16 protein-coding genes are annotated in these 15545 nt (G+C 33.9%); 10 read left to right on the forward strand and 6 right to left on the reverse strand.

The window, feature by feature from the left end:
• Positions 1 to 83: 83 nt before the first annotated feature.
• A complete protein-coding gene (locus tag FOT98_RS08565; RefSeq protein ID WP_063262527.1) occupies positions 84 to 587 on the reverse strand; it encodes a GNAT family N-acetyltransferase in 504 nt (167 codons plus the stop codon).
• 255 nt (positions 588 to 842) lie between these two features.
• On the opposite strand from FOT98_RS08565, the gene FOT98_RS08570 reads away from it, so the two are divergent.
• The 6 genes from FOT98_RS08570 (at position 843) to FOT98_RS08595 (ending at position 5579) form a co-directional block, all read left to right on the forward strand.
• Positions 843 to 1241, forward strand: coding sequence for a DUF2871 family protein (locus tag FOT98_RS08570; RefSeq protein ID WP_061677712.1), 399 nt, complete (start codon positions 843 to 845; stop codon positions 1239 to 1241).
• A gap of 323 nt (positions 1242 to 1564) precedes the next feature.
• Positions 1565 to 2956: an FAD-binding oxidoreductase gene (locus FOT98_RS08575; RefSeq protein ID WP_063262528.1), complete on the forward strand. Its 1392-nt coding sequence runs from the start codon at positions 1565 to 1567 to the stop codon at positions 2954 to 2956.
• Positions 2957 to 2960: 4 nt separating this feature from the next.
• Positions 2961 to 3929 (forward strand): bile acid:sodium symporter family protein, encoded by a 969-nt coding sequence (locus FOT98_RS08580; RefSeq protein ID WP_063262529.1) that lies wholly within the window; start codon positions 2961 to 2963, stop codon positions 3927 to 3929.
• A gap of 12 nt (positions 3930 to 3941) precedes the next feature.
• On the forward strand, positions 3942 to 4289 hold the full coding sequence (locus tag FOT98_RS08585) for a DUF4260 domain-containing protein (RefSeq protein WP_063262530.1): 348 nt from the start codon (positions 3942 to 3944) through the stop codon (positions 4287 to 4289).
• Positions 4290 to 4312: 23 nt separating this feature from the next.
• Positions 4313 to 4840, forward strand: a complete 528-nt coding sequence (locus FOT98_RS08590) for a GrpB family protein (protein ID WP_063262531.1) — start codon at positions 4313 to 4315, stop codon at positions 4838 to 4840.
• Between the two features lie 130 nt (positions 4841 to 4970).
• Positions 4971 to 5579, forward strand: a complete 609-nt coding sequence (locus tag FOT98_RS08595) for an FMN-binding negative transcriptional regulator (protein WP_063262532.1) — start codon at positions 4971 to 4973, stop codon at positions 5577 to 5579.
• Positions 5580 to 5723: 144 nt separating this feature from the next.
• Here the strand turns inward: FOT98_RS08595 and FOT98_RS08600 are convergent, their stop codons facing one another.
• From FOT98_RS08600 to FOT98_RS08620, 5 genes are all read right to left on the reverse strand, one after another.
• Positions 5724 to 5858: a Phr family secreted Rap phosphatase inhibitor gene (locus FOT98_RS08600; protein WP_000735069.1), complete on the reverse strand. Its 135-nt coding sequence runs from the start codon at positions 5856 to 5858 to the stop codon at positions 5724 to 5726.
• Positions 5855 to 6967 carry a response regulator aspartate phosphatase gene (locus FOT98_RS08605; protein ID WP_063262533.1) on the reverse strand — a complete coding sequence of 371 codons (1113 nt, stop codon included), beginning with the start codon at positions 6965 to 6967 and terminating at the stop codon, positions 5855 to 5857. The genes FOT98_RS08600 and FOT98_RS08605 overlap by 4 nt, the downstream gene beginning before the upstream one ends.
• 200 nt (positions 6968 to 7167) lie before the next feature.
• Positions 7168 to 8634: a protein adenylyltransferase SelO gene (locus FOT98_RS08610; RefSeq protein ID WP_063262534.1), complete on the reverse strand. Its 1467-nt coding sequence runs from the start codon at positions 8632 to 8634 to the stop codon at positions 7168 to 7170.
• A 178-nt stretch (positions 8635 to 8812) separates the two neighbouring features.
• Positions 8813 to 9811: an NADP-dependent oxidoreductase gene (locus FOT98_RS08615; protein ID WP_063262535.1), complete on the reverse strand. Its 999-nt coding sequence runs from the start codon at positions 9809 to 9811 to the stop codon at positions 8813 to 8815.
• An 18-nt stretch (positions 9812 to 9829) separates the two neighbouring features.
• On the reverse strand, positions 9830 to 10174 hold the full coding sequence (locus tag FOT98_RS08620) for an ArsR/SmtB family transcription factor (protein ID WP_000571875.1): 345 nt from the start codon (positions 10172 to 10174) through the stop codon (positions 9830 to 9832).
• 506 nt (positions 10175 to 10680) lie between these two features.
• On the opposite strand from FOT98_RS08620, the gene FOT98_RS08625 reads away from it, so the two are divergent.
• From FOT98_RS08625 to FOT98_RS08640, 4 genes are all read left to right on the forward strand, one after another.
• Positions 10681 to 12300 carry an FAD-dependent oxidoreductase gene (locus tag FOT98_RS08625; RefSeq protein ID WP_063262536.1) on the forward strand — a complete coding sequence of 540 codons (1620 nt, stop codon included), beginning with the start codon at positions 10681 to 10683 and terminating at the stop codon, positions 12298 to 12300.
• Between the two features lie 338 nt (positions 12301 to 12638).
• On the forward strand, positions 12639 to 13292 hold the full coding sequence (locus tag FOT98_RS08630) for a hypothetical protein (protein ID WP_063262537.1): 654 nt from the start codon (positions 12639 to 12641) through the stop codon (positions 13290 to 13292).
• Entirely contained in the window at positions 13279 to 14058 is a 780-nt protein-coding gene (locus tag FOT98_RS08635) for a hypothetical protein (RefSeq protein WP_063262600.1), read from the forward strand. The genes FOT98_RS08630 and FOT98_RS08635 overlap by 14 nt, the downstream gene beginning before the upstream one ends.
• A gap of 531 nt (positions 14059 to 14589) precedes the next feature.
• The gene (locus tag FOT98_RS08640) at positions 14590 to 15534 is read left to right on the forward strand and encodes a glycerophosphodiester phosphodiesterase (protein ID WP_063262538.1); all 945 of its coding nucleotides are present in this window, start codon (positions 14590 to 14592) and stop codon (positions 15532 to 15534) included.
• Positions 15535 to 15545 lie beyond the last annotated feature (11 nt).

Below are 15545 nucleotides of genomic sequence, written 5' to 3' on the forward strand. Positions count from 1 at the left end.
TAATAATTGATGCAAACTATAATGTAACTCAAGATATTATTCCGAAATCAGTAAAAAAGGTCGCCATGAATGGCGACCTTTTTCTACGCGTTATACCCGAATAATTTTAAATCTTCACCTGAGTCTGAAATTATCTTTTCGAACTGCAATCCTACTTTTTCTAAAAGCTTTCCTGAATTGATGTTATCAATAGTAGTAATTGCTAAAATTCGTTTCATACCTAGGTTCTGTACACCGTAGTCTATTACAGCAGAAGCGGATTCAAAGCCATACCCCTTTGAACGGAATTTCTCTAAAAAGGCGAAGCCGATATCGACATCTTCTAATGAATCTCTTTTAATAAGACCGCACATACCAAGTGGAGTGAGATCTTCTTTTCGCTCTACTAAGTAAAGACCAAAGCCCATTTTATTATACATATCAACTGGTCCGTTTAAGATGTATTTTTTTGCATCGTCTAAGTTTTTAATCCTTTTATCACCAATAAACTGAATCCATGCAGGATCGTTTACTAATTCAAGAATAAATGGAGCGTCTTTTATATCAAACCAGCGAAGAACGAGTCGTTCAGTTTCAAGAACTATCAATCCATTGCACCACCTTTAATAGTTATAACAATTAGTATGGGTTGCGAAATACAAAAGTGCAACATATTTTCATTATGCTCTACTTGTTCACATAAAGTTCGTTTGTTTTGTATAAAGGGATATTTTATAATTAGGATTGATTGTAAAGAGTGAGATACTTATACAATGACTCCTAGGTAACTAGGAGTCATTACTATATAACTATCATTATTACTAAATATGACACACTACACATTCTACTCAAGGAGGTACATAATGAAAAAATTATATAATGCATCGTTTACGTATTTGATTATCGGTTTATTATCGGGGATTTTCGCTAGGGAGTATGGAAAGTATAAGGGAATTGTAGGATCTACTTTGTTAAATCTTTTGCATACACATACACTTGTACTCGGCTTTTTCTTCTTTTTAATTGCTTTAGGATTAGCAAAAGTATTCGCGTTTCATGAAGCGAAAAGTTTTAATAAGTGGTTTGTTTTACATAACATTGCATTAACTTTAATGTTAGGCTCATTGGCAGCAAGAGGGCTTCTTCAGCTAAATGGAGCGGACTTTAAAGGGTTAACTTACATTGTTGGGTTTTCCCATTCGTTAATGGCAGTTACTTTAGTTTGGTTTATGTTGCTAATAAAGAAGTCATTTAAAATGTAGTTTTATCCCGCATTAACGGGCAGTAAGACCCTCACCTCAAAATTGAACGAAAGCAAAGAAGTTAGGTAGAGGATCAACTGCCCGTAAAAGCCCGATTGGTGAGGGCTGATAATCAGTGGGGGGATGAATCCCCCCACTGATTAAAGTTTCACTTTATAGAAAAGAACTTGCAGCAATTGTTGCAAGTTCTTTTTGTTTATTCGACAGTGGGAATCGAATTTTATATGTATAAAACTTGAATTATTTAATTTTTCCGATTATTATGTATGAAATAAGTTAACATATTTTGTAATTCAAATTTATAGGAAGTAGGCGAGTATACGATGGAAATAACGGTAGAGCGTTTAGTAAATGAATTAAAGGGTGTACTTCCCGAAGATCGAGTAGTTGTAAATACGACAGTAAGAGAGTTACATAGTAAAGATGAATCTTATCATGCTAGTAGTTTACCTGATGTAGTAGTTTTTCCGAAAACGACTGAAGAGGTTAGTAGATTAATGAAAGTAGCGAGTGAACATAAAAAACCTGTCGTTCCTTTCGGGGTAGGTTCTAGTTTAGAAGGGCATGTTATTCCATATGAAAAAGGAATTACAATGGACTTTTCGCTCATGAATAAAATACTCGAAATAAGAGAGAAAGATTTTCTTGTAAGAGTACAACCGGGAGTGACTCGCTCTCAGCTTAATAAAGAATTGAAAAAGTATGGATTGTTTTTTAGTGTAGACCCAGGAGCAGATGCAACGTTAGGTGGAATGGCTGCTACAAATGCGAGCGGAACGACAGCAGTTAAATACGGGGTAATGCGTGATCAAGTTCGTGATTTAGAAGTCGTTCTTGCTGATGGGGAAGTAATACATACTGGAAATTTAGCAGCGAAGTCATCATCAGGTTACCATTTAAATGGTGTTTTCGTAGGATCAGAAGGGACGCTCGGATGCTTTACAGAGCTAACTTTAAAAGTATACGGCATACCAGAACATGTTATGGCTGCGAGAGCATCGTTTCCAACTATAAATGATGCAGTAGAAGCTGTGATTAATATACTACAAGCGGGTATTCCAATTGCGAGAATTGAACTTGTAGATGAATTATCTATGAAACAAGTAAATCATTATAATGAAACAAGTTACAGGGAAGAACCTACGCTATTTTTAGAGTTTCACGGTAATGAAGCAGGTCTAAAGCAAGATATTGAATTCACGAAGGAAATTGTTTTTGATCATAAATGTAAAGAAGTTGCTTTTGAAACAGAAACTGCGGCGAGAAATAAATTATGGGATGCACGGCATAATCTAGCATATTCTTACGTTCATAGCTATCCTGGTAAAAAGCTTATGAGTACAGACGTATGTGTACCAATTTCAGAATTAGCTGGTGCAATCCAACATGCGAAAGAGACGTTGGATAAAGTAGGTCTTGTTGGTGGTATTCTTGGTCATGTAGGGGACGGTAATTTCCACGTACTCTTAATGATTGATCCGAACGATAAAGAAGAAGTGGAAAAGGGTGACGAAATAAATGAAAGTATCGTTTTATATGCGCTTAAACGAGGGGGAACGTGTACGGGAGAACATGGCGTTGGAATCGGGAAACGGAAGTATCAAGAAGAAGAACATGGGGCGGCATTACTCGTAATGGAAAAAATAAAGAAAGCTCTTGATCCGCAAAATATTTTGAATCCGAATAAAGTTTTTCAATTGAAGGATAGGGGATGATGGGGTGAAAGTACTAGAAGCGATAAGTAATATAGCTGGAAAGTATTTTGCATTTTGGGTTATTTGTATTGCAGCTATTGCATATTTCATTCCTGGACCATTTCTAGGGTTAACTAGTTACATAACGATTTTACTTGGAGTTGTTATGTTTGGGATGGGGTTAACATTAAAGGCTGTTGATTTTAAAATCATTGCTACAAAACCATTGCCAGTTATTATCGGTGTATGTGCTCAGTTTATTATTATGCCACTTGTCGCATACGTACTAGCCTACGTTATGAATCTGCCAGCTGAATTAGCAGCTGGATTAGTGTTACTCGGTTCGGTACCGGGTGGCACTGCATCAAATGTTATGGTTTATTTAGCAAAAGGGAACTTAGCGTTGTCTATTGCAATGACGTCGTTATCAACGTTACTAGCACCAATTGCTACACCTCTTATTTTATTATTACTTGCAGGCCAATGGATGCCAGTGAATGCTATGTCTATGTTTCTTTCTATCGTACAAGTCATTATCCTACCTATTATTTTAGGGTTAGTAGTGAAGAAGTTTTTCCCTACAACTGTTACGAAAGGAATGACTGTTATTCCTTTAATATCAGTTGTAGCAATTATCATTATAGTTTCAGCGGTGGTTTCAGCGAATGTAAGTAGCATTACTTCTTCAGGTCTTCTTATCTTTATTGCAGTTATGCTCCATAATGCATTTGGCTTTTTACTCGGATATATAACAGCGTTCGTACTGAGACTAGACGAAGGGACAAGAAGAGCTATTTCAATAGAAGTAGGAATGCAAAATTCAGGATTAGGTGTTGCGCTGGCAACAGCACATTTTGGACCAGCGGCTGCACTTCCAAGTGTATTAGCGGCAGTATGGCATAACATTGCAGGGCCGATTTTAGCAACCATCTGGTCAAAAAATGCAAAGAATACTTTCAGTGATGAAAATGTATCGGTAAATATAGAAAAATAGGAATGATGAATAATGCAAAAGCGTATTGTACATATTGAAGGGCTAGTTGTTTTCCTAGCCACGATTTATGTGTATTCGATATATGAATTTAGTTGGATTATATTTTGGGTATTCCTTTTAGCTCCGGATTTATCAATGTTGGCGTATGGGATAAATAATCATGTAGGTGCTAAAATTTATAATATTTTTCACACATATAATATATCGATAGTAATAGCTATCATAGGTGTATATTTTAAGATAGATACCGTTATAATGATTGGCTTAATATGGACAGCGCATATTGGAATGGATCGAATGTGTGGATATGGATTGAAATATGAGACTGATTTTAAGGATACTCATATTCAAAGGTTATAATGGTTTTTGAGGAGAGGGATACATTGAAACAGAGAATTACTATCGAAGAATATAACATCAAATGGGAAAATGAATTTAATAAATTACAAATTATTATTTACAATGCAATGGAAGAACTTGTTTTGTCCGTTGAACATGTGGGTAGTACAGCTGTTAAAGGACTTGTATCAAAACCAATATTAGATATTGATATAGTAATAGAAGATTATGAAATTTTTCCTGAAGTAGTAAAAAGACTTGAAACGATAGGGTATTACCATCAAGCAGACTGGAGCTTCAAAGGAAGAGAGGCGTTTGGTAGAAAGGATGCTTTCGTTCCGTGGAGTGAAGAAAATACACTTTGGATGGAACATCATTTATATGTTTGTGACAAAAATAGTGAAGAGTTAAGAAAACATATAGCGTTTCGGGATTACCTTCGTGAACATGAAGACGTTGCTGTTGAATATGGGAGTTTAAAGAAAGAGTTAGCAAGAGAGTCGAAAAATAGAGCGAGCTATAGTAAAGGTAAGACGGCATTTATTACAAATATATTAGAAAAAATTAACTAAGGCGGCATGGAATACATGATGCCTATTCTTTTTAGAAAGCTGCCATTATAAAACAAATATAAACTGGCCCTGTTGAATGCTACGAGACTTAAATATAATTAGAAATAAAAGATCGGAAAAGAGGGAACTTATGTATATACCAAAATATTTCGCAATACAAGATGAAGAAATGAAGTACGAAATAATGGAACAAAATAGCTTTGCGACATTATTTTCTCAACATAACGGGGAACCATATGCAACGCATTTGCCTTTGTTATTAAATAGGGAAACTCTAACTTTACATGGCCATTTCGCACGTCCGAATGAACAGTGGAAAGATAGTGGGAATCAACACGTGCTTGCTATATTCCAAGGACCCCACAGTTACATATCGCCATCGTGGTATGAAACAAACAATGCAGTACCAACATGGAATTACGTTGCAGTGCATGTATACGGTGAATTAGAAATTGTTGAGGATGAACAGGAATTATTAAATTCACTTCAAGAGTTAGTACATAAATATGAAGAGCCACAGAGTACATACTCGCTAAATGAGGTAGATTCGAATTATATGGCAGGCCTAAGTAGGGGAATAGTTGGATTCAAAATAAAGATAAATAAAATAGAAGGAAAAGCGAAGTTAAGCCAAAATCATTCTGTGGAGAGACGGAATTTAGTTGTGGAGGAACTTGAGAAAGTTGATAGTGCGGGGAGTAGGGGGATTGCTAGAATGATGATGTGGAATTCGTTGTAATAGAAAAGATAAGTTATATATTATTGATTTTGGTAATGGAAATGAAATAAGAGAGCTAAGAAAAAGAAGCGAAAGTTTCAACGAATAAAAATGAAGTCATACAATAATGCATGACTTCATTTTTTGTGTGAAAAAATGTATAGATCAACCGCCTCCATCACCTACAGAAAGGCTTTGTATCTTAGTATTAGAATGATCTAACTTTGTTGGACTTGTTATACCAGTACTAAATGCTAGAATTGTAACGATTCCCATAAAACTTAAGAGTAACTTTTTCATTTTAATCCTCCTTTAGCATTTGCTTGTTTTTTTGCTTGTAATGCCATATAAAAATATTTACTTGCTTCAGAATGTTCGTTTTCATCATAGAATTTAATTGCCAATGTTTCGTATTGTTCCTGAACATCTTCATATAATTCTTCTCGCTCGAAATATTTAATTCCTGCTAATGCTATTTTTTCAAATGTTTTAGCAGATGAACTGTTATTTAATTCTTGTAAAATCATAAAGCGATGCTGAAACTCCTCTTGTTTTAGTTCGTTACTAATATTTAATCCCCTTTTTATTAGCTCGTCTGCAACGCTAATTTCCTTTAATTTATAGTATTCTAAAGCGCTAGCAAAGATAGCTTTATAATGATTTGGGGATTTCTCGACAACTTCGGAGAGATAACGAATAGCTAATGCATTAAGGTTTTGATTTGAATACATCCATCCTAAGTTATGTCGAACCATTAAAATGAATTTTTCTACTCCTGTTTTTTGGAATTTATTCATTGCTGCTGTAAAGTGTTCTTCAGCAAGTTCCCATTCTTTTAAATTTATACATGCTAAACCTAAAATATTATCACAAAAAGCTACATTCACTTCATATCCTAGATGATTAGAAAACATATCTTTAGCTTTTGTTACTTCTTTGATGGCTTGAAGTGCTTGTTGATTATCATAGTAGGAATATCCTAGTTTATAGTAGAATTCTGCTTTCTCAATTTCATCTGGAATGTATTGAAGCAAAGCTTCAGCTGTATCATAATGTTCTCTCGCAAGTATATAGTTTCCAATTGCATCTGAGTGAATAGCTTTAAAGAAATGATAGTAATATGATAAGAAATTATTTGTTGGAATTTCAAACGACTCAATTTTATTAAAGCTGTCTTTAGAGACGCCTAAGTTATCAATTAAATAATTGTATCGGAAATTTAGTAGAGAATAATAGAGTAATAAGTTTTGATCAGGTATACCTTTTGGATATTCTTTTTTTAAAATGTTGATTTTATTATCTATTTGTTCTTTAAAACGGTTTGCGCTATCAATGCGTCTTAAACGGATTTCTATGTACCATTCGTTTAATAGTTGTGTGATTTGTTCACTTTTAGTGGGTGTAAACATGAAGATTCCTCCTTTTTAGAATATTCTTATAAATAATAATAACAAAAATAATAATACTAAAAAGAAAAACTTATATTTCTCAACATTTTTCACGAAGATAATCAATTAATAGGATTGGAATAGTGATATATGTACGATTTATGCTTATGTTAAAAAATGTGCCTTCAAAAATTGAAAGCACATTAAAAGATATTAAATAATCAAGTCCCACAAAAAGTACGATAAGGACGATTCGTCGGTACAGGTGGAACGCAGTATTCTTCATGATCTGTAGTATAAGCATAAGGATTGGATAGCGCTTCAAGAAGTTTCTCCATTACGCTATAATCGCCATTTGTGACAGCTGCTTCTAGTGCTTCTTCTACACGGTGGTTCCTTGGGATGATGGATGGGTTATTATTTTTCATCATTTCGTAGGCGTTTTCTCTCGATTCTTCTTGTCTTTCTAATCGAGATTGCCACAGTGTGTACCATTCTTTAAATTCAGGACTCTCAAATAGAGCTGTATTTGAGATCGTATCAAGAGTTAATGAACGGAATGTATTTGTGTAATCTGCTTTAAATTTCTCCATCATTTTTAAAAGTTGCTCAATAAGGGAGTGATCGTGTTCCTCGTTGCTAAATAGTCCTAATTTCTTTTTCATTCCAAGGAACCACTGGTTTTCATACTGTACGCTAAATTTAGAAATTTCGTCTTGAGCAATTTTTAATGCTTCTTCTTCATCTTCGTGCAGAATCGGTATTAAAGATTCTGCTAATCGTGCCAGATCCCATGCGGCCATATATGGCTGATTTCCATATGCGTAGCGACCTTGTGTATCGATAGAGCTAAATACAGTTCCTTGGTCGTAATTGTCCATAAAAGCACAAGGCCCGTAATCAATCGTTTCCCCACTGATTGTTATATTGTCAGTGTTCATGACGCCGTGAATAAATCCAACAAGTTGCCATTTAGCGATGAGACTTGCTTGTTTCTTTATAACTTCTTGTAGTAATGCAGTATATCGGTTTTCATGAGCCTCAATTTCTGGATAATGCCTGTTTATTGTATAGTCAGCTAGTGATTGAAGATCCTCGATAGAACCACGAGCTGCAGCATATTGAAATGTGCCGACACGTATATGACTGCTAGCGACTCTAGTTAAAATTGCTCCAGGTAACTTTGTTTCACGATATGTTGGTTCGCCAGTTGTGACAACTGCTAAACTGCGAGTAGTCGGAATATCGAGTGCATACATTGCTTCACTAATAATATACTCACGTAGCATCGGACCGAGTGCAGCGCGACCATCACCGCGGCGTGAATACGGAGTAGGACCAGAACCTTTTAGCTGAATATCAAAACGTTTACCTGAAGGAGTAATTTGTTCGCCAATTAAAAGAGCACGACCGTCGCCTAACATATTAAAATGTCCGAATTGATGACCGGCATACGCTTGTGCTAATGGGTGAGCTCCTTCTGGGAGTGCATTACCAGCGAAAACTGCAATCTCAACTTCTTTTTTCAATTCTTCAGGATTAAAGCCAAGAGATATTGCTAGTGAATGGTTTAGTTTAACTAGCTCCGGTGAACTTACGGGAGTAGGGGGGATTTCTGTATAAAATGATTGCGGCAGAGTCGTATAACTATTATCTAAATTCCAACCAGCTTCATTATTTTTAGTCATTTTATCTCCTCCTTGTTTATTTTTTTATTATGTATTTGTACGTATGTATTCTTTGTAAAATTAGCTAAAAGTATAATATGATATTTCCCCTTGCAATCTATTGTAAGGACTTCATTGCACTATGTCTATTTAACAGCAAATATAAAAACTCCATTTTAAAAAAATGGAGTTTTTATATTTATTTTATTTTTACGATTATTTTTCCTTTTGCTCTTCCAGCCTCTGAATATTCCATTGCTTTTTGAGCATCTTCAAAAAGGAAAACTCGATCGATTATTGGTTTGATTTCACCAGCTTCAATATAGTTTGCGATAGTACGTAATTGATCTCCGCTTGGTTTCATAAATAAAAATGAATATTGCGCATTATGCTTTTTTTCAAGTGCAGTAAGTTTTTTACTTGCTAATAAAAATAAGAGTGTTTTAAAAAATCCAGAACCAAATTCTTTACCGAAACGAGCATTTGGCATTCCTGAAACGGAAACAATGTTGCCGCCGTCTTTTATAATATCGAATGATTTTTCAAGTGTTGTACCGCCGATTGTATCAAATACTGCATCATAATCTTTTAGCATTTCTTCAAATTTTTCTGTTTTGTAATTAATAATTTCATCTGCACCAAGAGACTTTACTAAATCGGAACCAGCTTCACTAGCAGTCGTTGTAACGGTAGCTCCCATTATTTTTGCTAACTGAATTGCGAAAGTACCAACACCACCAGAACCAGCGTGAATTAAAATCTTTTGTCCTTTTTGTAAGTGCATGATGTCATGTAATGCTTGATATGATGTTAAGCCAACGAGTGGAATCGAAGCAGCTTCCTCAAAACTTAAATTTTTAGGTTTTAAGGCTACATCATCCTCGTGAATGGCTATATATTCTGCGAAAGTGCCAATCTTATTTTTTCTTGGGCGTGCGTATATTTCATCACCGACTTTAAAGTGAGTTACTTTTGATCCAACCTTTACGATGACACCGGAAAAGTCATTCCCAAGGATTAGGGGCATTTCATATTTAAGTAACATCTTCACTTTTCCATCGCGTATTTTAAAATCAATCGGGTTAATACTAGCTGCATGAATTTCTGCGAGCACTTCATATTCATTTATTTCAGGAGTAGGTACCTCTGCCATACGCATTGGAACTTTCCCGTATTTATCAATTATCATTGCTTTCATTTCTTATACCTCCAAATCTCAATAAAAGTTGTGCAATAGCTTTTCTATATCTAATACAAGATTTTTTAATAAACCTAATTTTGTACGTATATCAATATAATAAAAGTTTTTTGTACCTTCTTTTCGCATTAAAATAATACCGGCTTCTCGTAAAATTCTAAGATGATGTGATACCGCTGGTCGAGAAAGGTGTGTTTGTTTCGTAATTTCGCCTACACGTAATCCGGTTTGACATTCCGTTTCCATGAGAACGAACAAAATAGCTTGACGTGTTTCATCGCCAATTGCCAATAATACTTTTTGAGAATCAATAAAATCTTTTTTTATAACATTTAATTGTTCTTGTTTATTCATTTCAATCACTTTACCTCCAAAAAATTAGTCGAAAGGCTTAAGATGATGAACCATTACATCGATAGGGTAATGCTACATGATTGTTGAATGAGCTGCAATATTGGGAAAGAAAATCGAGACGAATGAAATTTTTGTGTTGAAAATGGTAGGGGGTAGAAAAGGGTTACATACTAGAATGGTTGAAGTTTCAAAAATAGAAAATGATTTCATAATATGTTTTTTACAGAGGATAAGAGTTTTAACAAAATAAGCGGTCTCACCCTGTATAACTTATAGGGTTACGACCGCTTATCATGTTTTTATTATTTTGGTATCTACTAAAGTGAGTTGTTTCGTTTTACTCTTTCATACACGCATAATTCAAACAGATTATAGATGTATGAAAAAGTAAAAGTAATTTGGGGCGTAATCTATCTATATGATAATTTAAAATGAAATATAAGTCTATATCTTTGTTGTTTTTTTGATTATATTTATGTCACTGAGCTCAGAACAATGATGTGGAGGGTAAATATATGAAATCGAATGATGTACCAGTTTTAATTGTTGGAGGAGGATTATCAGGATTAGCATCTGCGCTATTCCTTGCAAAACATAACGTAAATTTTTTACTGATTGAAAGGCATCAGTCTACTGCAATTCATCCAAAGGCAGGTGGAATCACTTTTCGTACGATGGAGTTATTTCGAGAATTAGGTTTAGCACAAAGAATTAGATCGGCGGGGAAAGCGTTAGAAAATTGTCGAGGAAGAATAGCAGTTCATACAATAGCTGAGGCGAATAAGGAAGAATTGGAAAAAATGAGGGCCACTCAGTATGGAAACGATGAAAAGTTACTTCAAAAAATAGAAGAGATTAGTCCATCAAAACAAACGGCTTGTTATCAAATTATTTTAGAAGAGATGATGTTACAAAAAGCGAGAACATTAGGCGGAGAATTATCTTTTTATCATGAATTAGTTTCTTATGAACAAAATGAGCACGGAGTAATAGCAACGATTCGGAATCGTGAAACGGAAGAAGAAAGTATTATTCATTGTGACTATGTAATTGCAGCGGACGGGGCAAAAAGTAAAATACGTGAGCAGCTAGGGATAAGTACTGAGGGACGAGGTACAATCGGTGGTTATTATATGAATGTTTATTTTGAAGCGGATTTAAGTGAGTTTATACAAGGAGATGCATTTGGTTTTACTATGGTACTTCATTCGGAAGTTCTTGGTGCACTTATTCCAGTTGATAACGAAAGAAGATGGATTTACCATGTATCCTACGATCCGTTAAAAGGAGAGCGACCAGAGGATTTCACTATAGAACGTTGTAAACAAATCATTCAAACAGCAATTGGAAGTACAAAAATCGAGTCAGAAATAGTAAGTGTTTTACCGTGGGAAGCAACCGAAAGTACAGCCGTGAAATTTCAAGATAATCGAATCTTTTTAGTTGGTGATTCAGCACATATTATGCCGCCAACAGGAGGATTTGGTTCAAATACAGGCATACAAGATGCACATAACTTAGCTTGGAAATTAGCGGCTGTTATAAAAGGGAAAGCAAATCCAAAATTGTTAGAAACATATCATAAAGAGAGATATCCTGTTGCAAAATTAACGACGGAGTATGCGAGTAGTTTATTGTTCCGTGCTGCAAATAGGGAGGAAGGCAGTTTGAATAATATGGATGGTTTAGCTGTAACTGTTGGGTATCACTATTGTTCAGAAGCAATACTAGATGAATCAGCCACTCCACATAGAATGGATATCGTAGATTTGAATGGAAGACCTGGAACACGAGCACCGCACTTTTGGGGGATGTATAAAGGGAAAGAAGTTTCTATATTAGACTTATTTGGTAACAATTTTGTATTACTTACTGGAGTAGACAATAGTTCTTGGGCTGAAGCCGTATATGATGTTTCATCTAAATTAGGGATAAATATTAATGTGTATCGAGTAGGGTTAAGCGGAGATTTTATTGCTCAAGAAAATGTTTTTCGTGAATTATATGGGATAGAAAATGAAGGAATTGTATTAATTAGACCAGACGGCTTTATTGGATGGCGTTCGGAAAAAGCAGTGGTAAATCCAGATGTAATACTGGAGAAGGTAATGAGTAATTTATTATGTAGTTTTTAAGTAGCTATGGAAGTATTGTCTTATATAGGACGGTGCTTCTATTTTTTAGCTAATAAAAATTATGTAGTGTAGAGGCATTATTTTAAATTACCCCCCCTTTTTTTATTAGAATTTTTTAAGTTTTTAGTTTTAAATTATATCTATCGCTAGATTAGATTATCTTTTTATTGTATTATTTTTCCTAGAGATTATATATTACGCTAGAGAGTTGAATTGTTTGAATGTTGAATTTATTTTTGTCAAATAAATATATGTATGAATTAGCATATTTGATAATGAGGTTACGATTGTAATCGGAGCAACTTTAGATAAAATTTTTTAGTTTTTAGGAGAGTAATATGGAAAAATATCACGGGAAAAGCACAGAACAAATTATTCAGAAATTGATGCCTGGCAGTGTAAGATCGAGTGTCGTTATGGTGTGGGTAGTTATTAATTTTATGATTTTGACCCCATTTTTATTTCCTCCAACCTTTACCATATACTTATATATAATTTTACCTTTTCTTTTGATTGCTAATATATGGGGAGTATGGGTATTTTTTTATAAACCAAATGAGCCAAGGTTGGTACACATTTTATATAATGGATTTATGGGAATAACTTTTTCTTTTGGAAGCTTTATAGTGATTCAAAAGCTTGCATATACTTTTATTAAAATTGAAACACCTCTGTTTTTTATTGTTACTTTTCTGCTTTACATTCTTACAATCTATAAATTAATTTCTATTGGAATGAAAAGTTTTTTAAGGCGATTAAACAATGAAGAAAATGACAATATAAAAATTTCTCCAATTGTTTATTTATCAGGATTGGGATATGTTATTGGACAAATATGTATAGGTACATTATCACAAAACGGTTTAGCGACGGTCTTAATTTTAGTCTTTTCTTTATTTGCTATTGTGCTTAGTATATCTGGAGTATATATATGGGTATATGTTGATTTGAAGAGGAAGGAAATGGATGGGATGCATAATGGACAAATATAATGGCAAAAACATAGTTGATTGTATGCGAATATTAATACCATTTGATATAAGAAATATTGTAGGGGCCTTTGTGTGGGTTATCATGAATTTTATGCTACTCATCATTTTATTCATATTTCCACCGTACAATATATACTCTTACGCAGCTTTTCCATTTTATGTGATATGTAATCTATGGGGAATTTGGGTTTCTATTCATAAGCCTCGGCAGCCTCAATTGCAACATTTACTATATTCTGGATTTGTTTCGTTAAGTATTTCATTTTGTAGTTTTATAGCTGTGCAAAAGTTAGCTTATGAATTCTTAAAAATAGATTCACCTTTATTTTTTATTCTATCGCTTATTGCATATAGTTTAATTGTTTATAAATCTGAATTATTCTGGATTAAATATTTTACAGCTCGCTTAAGAGGGATAACCGATCAAAATGTGAAAATCCCTAAAATTTTATTTTTTTCAAGCTTAGGTTATATAATTGGTCAAATTAGTATTGGAATTTTGAGCCAAAAGGCTTTGGCTATTTTATTAATCATTCTCGCCTCATTTTTTTCCGTTGTGTTCTTAGCGCTAAGTACACATTTGTATTTTTACTTTGATTTCAAAAAACAAGGTATTACTTCGCGACATTTAAAAGAATTATATTTTCAAAAGAAGCCTAAACTGTCAAGGAAGGAAAGGAGACAATCCGTGGCTGCTTCGGGACATGTAAATATACCACATTCTCAAAAGAAACCTAAACTTGCAAGAAAGGATATACAAAATTAAGAATTTGTAATTAAGTAAAGCCTAGATTTACGTAAATATCATGTCAAATGACAATAGAATTTTATCTTGTATGAATGGAAATTAAAGAAGTTAGATAGGAATCGGGCTGTTCGGAAAAATTCGATGTGTTCAAATACTAATCAGTATAAGATAGATATATAACTTATACTGATTAAAGCTTTACCGTACTGAAAAAATAATATTCACAAATATTAATAGGTTTGGTATGATTAATTTCGACAAGTTAATCGAGGCCGGAGATATTTGAGATAAGCCATAAATTTATTTAGGGATGCAATAGTGTCCTCTAAATAATTTATGGCTTTTTTTATTGATGAACTGTAATCAATAAGGAGTTACATGTGAATAGGAGGGATATAGAAAATAAATAGTATAGTAATAACACAGGGGAATTGTATTTGTAAGATTGGAATTTTCATATAAGCTTATAAAAATAATGAAAGTATATCTTCTATTTCGTGTAAATCTCATTAACTTGTTGAAATTTACAACGTAGGAAGGGTTAAAAGGATGAGAAAAATTATTAGCGTATTAGTTATATTCTTTATGACGGGAAGTATTTTTGCTGGGGGAGCTGTTCATGCGAAAGCAGAAGGGAAGCATGAGTGGAATAAGAATAAGTTTTTAAATATTGCACATCGCGGAGCAAGTGGACATGCACCTGAGCATACTTTTGCTTCTTATGATTTAGTGAAAAAAATGAAAGCGGATTATTTGGAGTTAGATATTCAATTAACTAAGGATGGCCAATTAATTGCAATGCATGATACAGCAGTTGATCGCACGACAAATGGAACAGGCGAAGTACGAGATAAAACGTTAAGCGAAATAAAGAGTTTAGATGCAGGATCGTGGTTCAATAAAGCGTATCCAGAAAAGGCTAAGCAAGAGTATGTTGGTCAAAAAGTTCCGACTCTTGAAGAAATTTTCCAAAAGTACGGAAGAAGCATGAAGTATTACATTGAAACAAAATCACCAGATGTGTATCCAGGAATGGAAGAGAAATTATTAGCTTTATTAAATAAATATAATTTAGTAGGTCAAAACATGTCTTCTAGCCGTGTTATGATTCAATCATTTAGTAAAGATAGTTTAACAAAGATTCATAGTATGAATAAAAATATTCCGCTAGTTCAACTGCTTTGGTATTATCCAAATGAAAACAATGAGATTGTTGAATGGTCTGGCATTACACATGAACCGAAAAGTGTAACGAATGATGATTTTCAAGAAATTAAAAAGTATGCAGTTGGTATTGGGCCAAACTTACGTAATGATAACGGAGAACTAATTATTGATGAGTCATATATGAAAATGGCTAGGAAAAATGGACTGTTAATTCACCCGTATACAATTAATGAGAAACCAGATATGAGATTGTTAATTAAATGGGGTGCTACAGGAATGTTTACAAATTATCCTGATCGATTACATAGTGTGTTAAAGGAAAAATAAAGTGAAACTTT

The sequence above is a fragment of the Bacillus sp. HY001 genome, from assembly GCF_007558965.1.
Classification (GTDB): Bacteria; Bacillota; Bacilli; order Bacillales; family Bacillaceae_G; genus Bacillus_A; species Bacillus_A mobilis.

Excerpts from the sequence above, each read along its gene's own strand:
- FOT98_RS08570 (WP_061677712.1), top strand. The coding sequence starts at position 843 with ATGAAAAAATTATATAATGCATCGTTTACGTATTTGATTATCGGTTTA.
- FOT98_RS08575 (WP_063262528.1), top strand. The coding sequence starts at position 1,565 with ATGGAAATAACGGTAGAGCGTTTAGTAAATGAATTAAAGGGTGTACTT.
- FOT98_RS08585 (WP_063262530.1), top strand. The coding sequence starts at position 3,942 with ATGCAAAAGCGTATTGTACATATTGAAGGGCTAGTTGTTTTCCTAGCC.
- FOT98_RS08595 (WP_063262532.1), top strand. The coding sequence starts at position 4,971 with ATGTATATACCAAAATATTTCGCAATACAAGATGAAGAAATGAAGTAC.
- FOT98_RS08600 (WP_000735069.1), bottom strand. The coding sequence starts at position 5,858 with ATGAAAAAGTTACTCTTAAGTTTTATGGGAATCGTTACAATTCTAGCA.
- FOT98_RS08605 (WP_063262533.1), bottom strand. The coding sequence starts at position 6,967 with ATGTTTACACCCACTAAAAGTGAACAAATCACACAACTATTAAACGAA.
- FOT98_RS08610 (WP_063262534.1), bottom strand. The coding sequence starts at position 8,634 with ATGACTAAAAATAATGAAGCTGGTTGGAATTTAGATAATAGTTATACG.
- FOT98_RS08615 (WP_063262535.1), bottom strand. The coding sequence starts at position 9,811 with ATGAAAGCAATGATAATTGATAAATACGGGAAAGTTCCAATGCGTATG.
- FOT98_RS08625 (WP_063262536.1), top strand. The coding sequence starts at position 10,681 with ATGAAATCGAATGATGTACCAGTTTTAATTGTTGGAGGAGGATTATCA.
- FOT98_RS08630 (WP_063262537.1), top strand. The coding sequence starts at position 12,639 with ATGGAAAAATATCACGGGAAAAGCACAGAACAAATTATTCAGAAATTG.
- FOT98_RS08635 (WP_063262600.1), top strand. The coding sequence starts at position 13,279 with ATGGACAAATATAATGGCAAAAACATAGTTGATTGTATGCGAATATTA.
- FOT98_RS08640 (WP_063262538.1), top strand. The coding sequence starts at position 14,590 with ATGAGAAAAATTATTAGCGTATTAGTTATATTCTTTATGACGGGAAGT.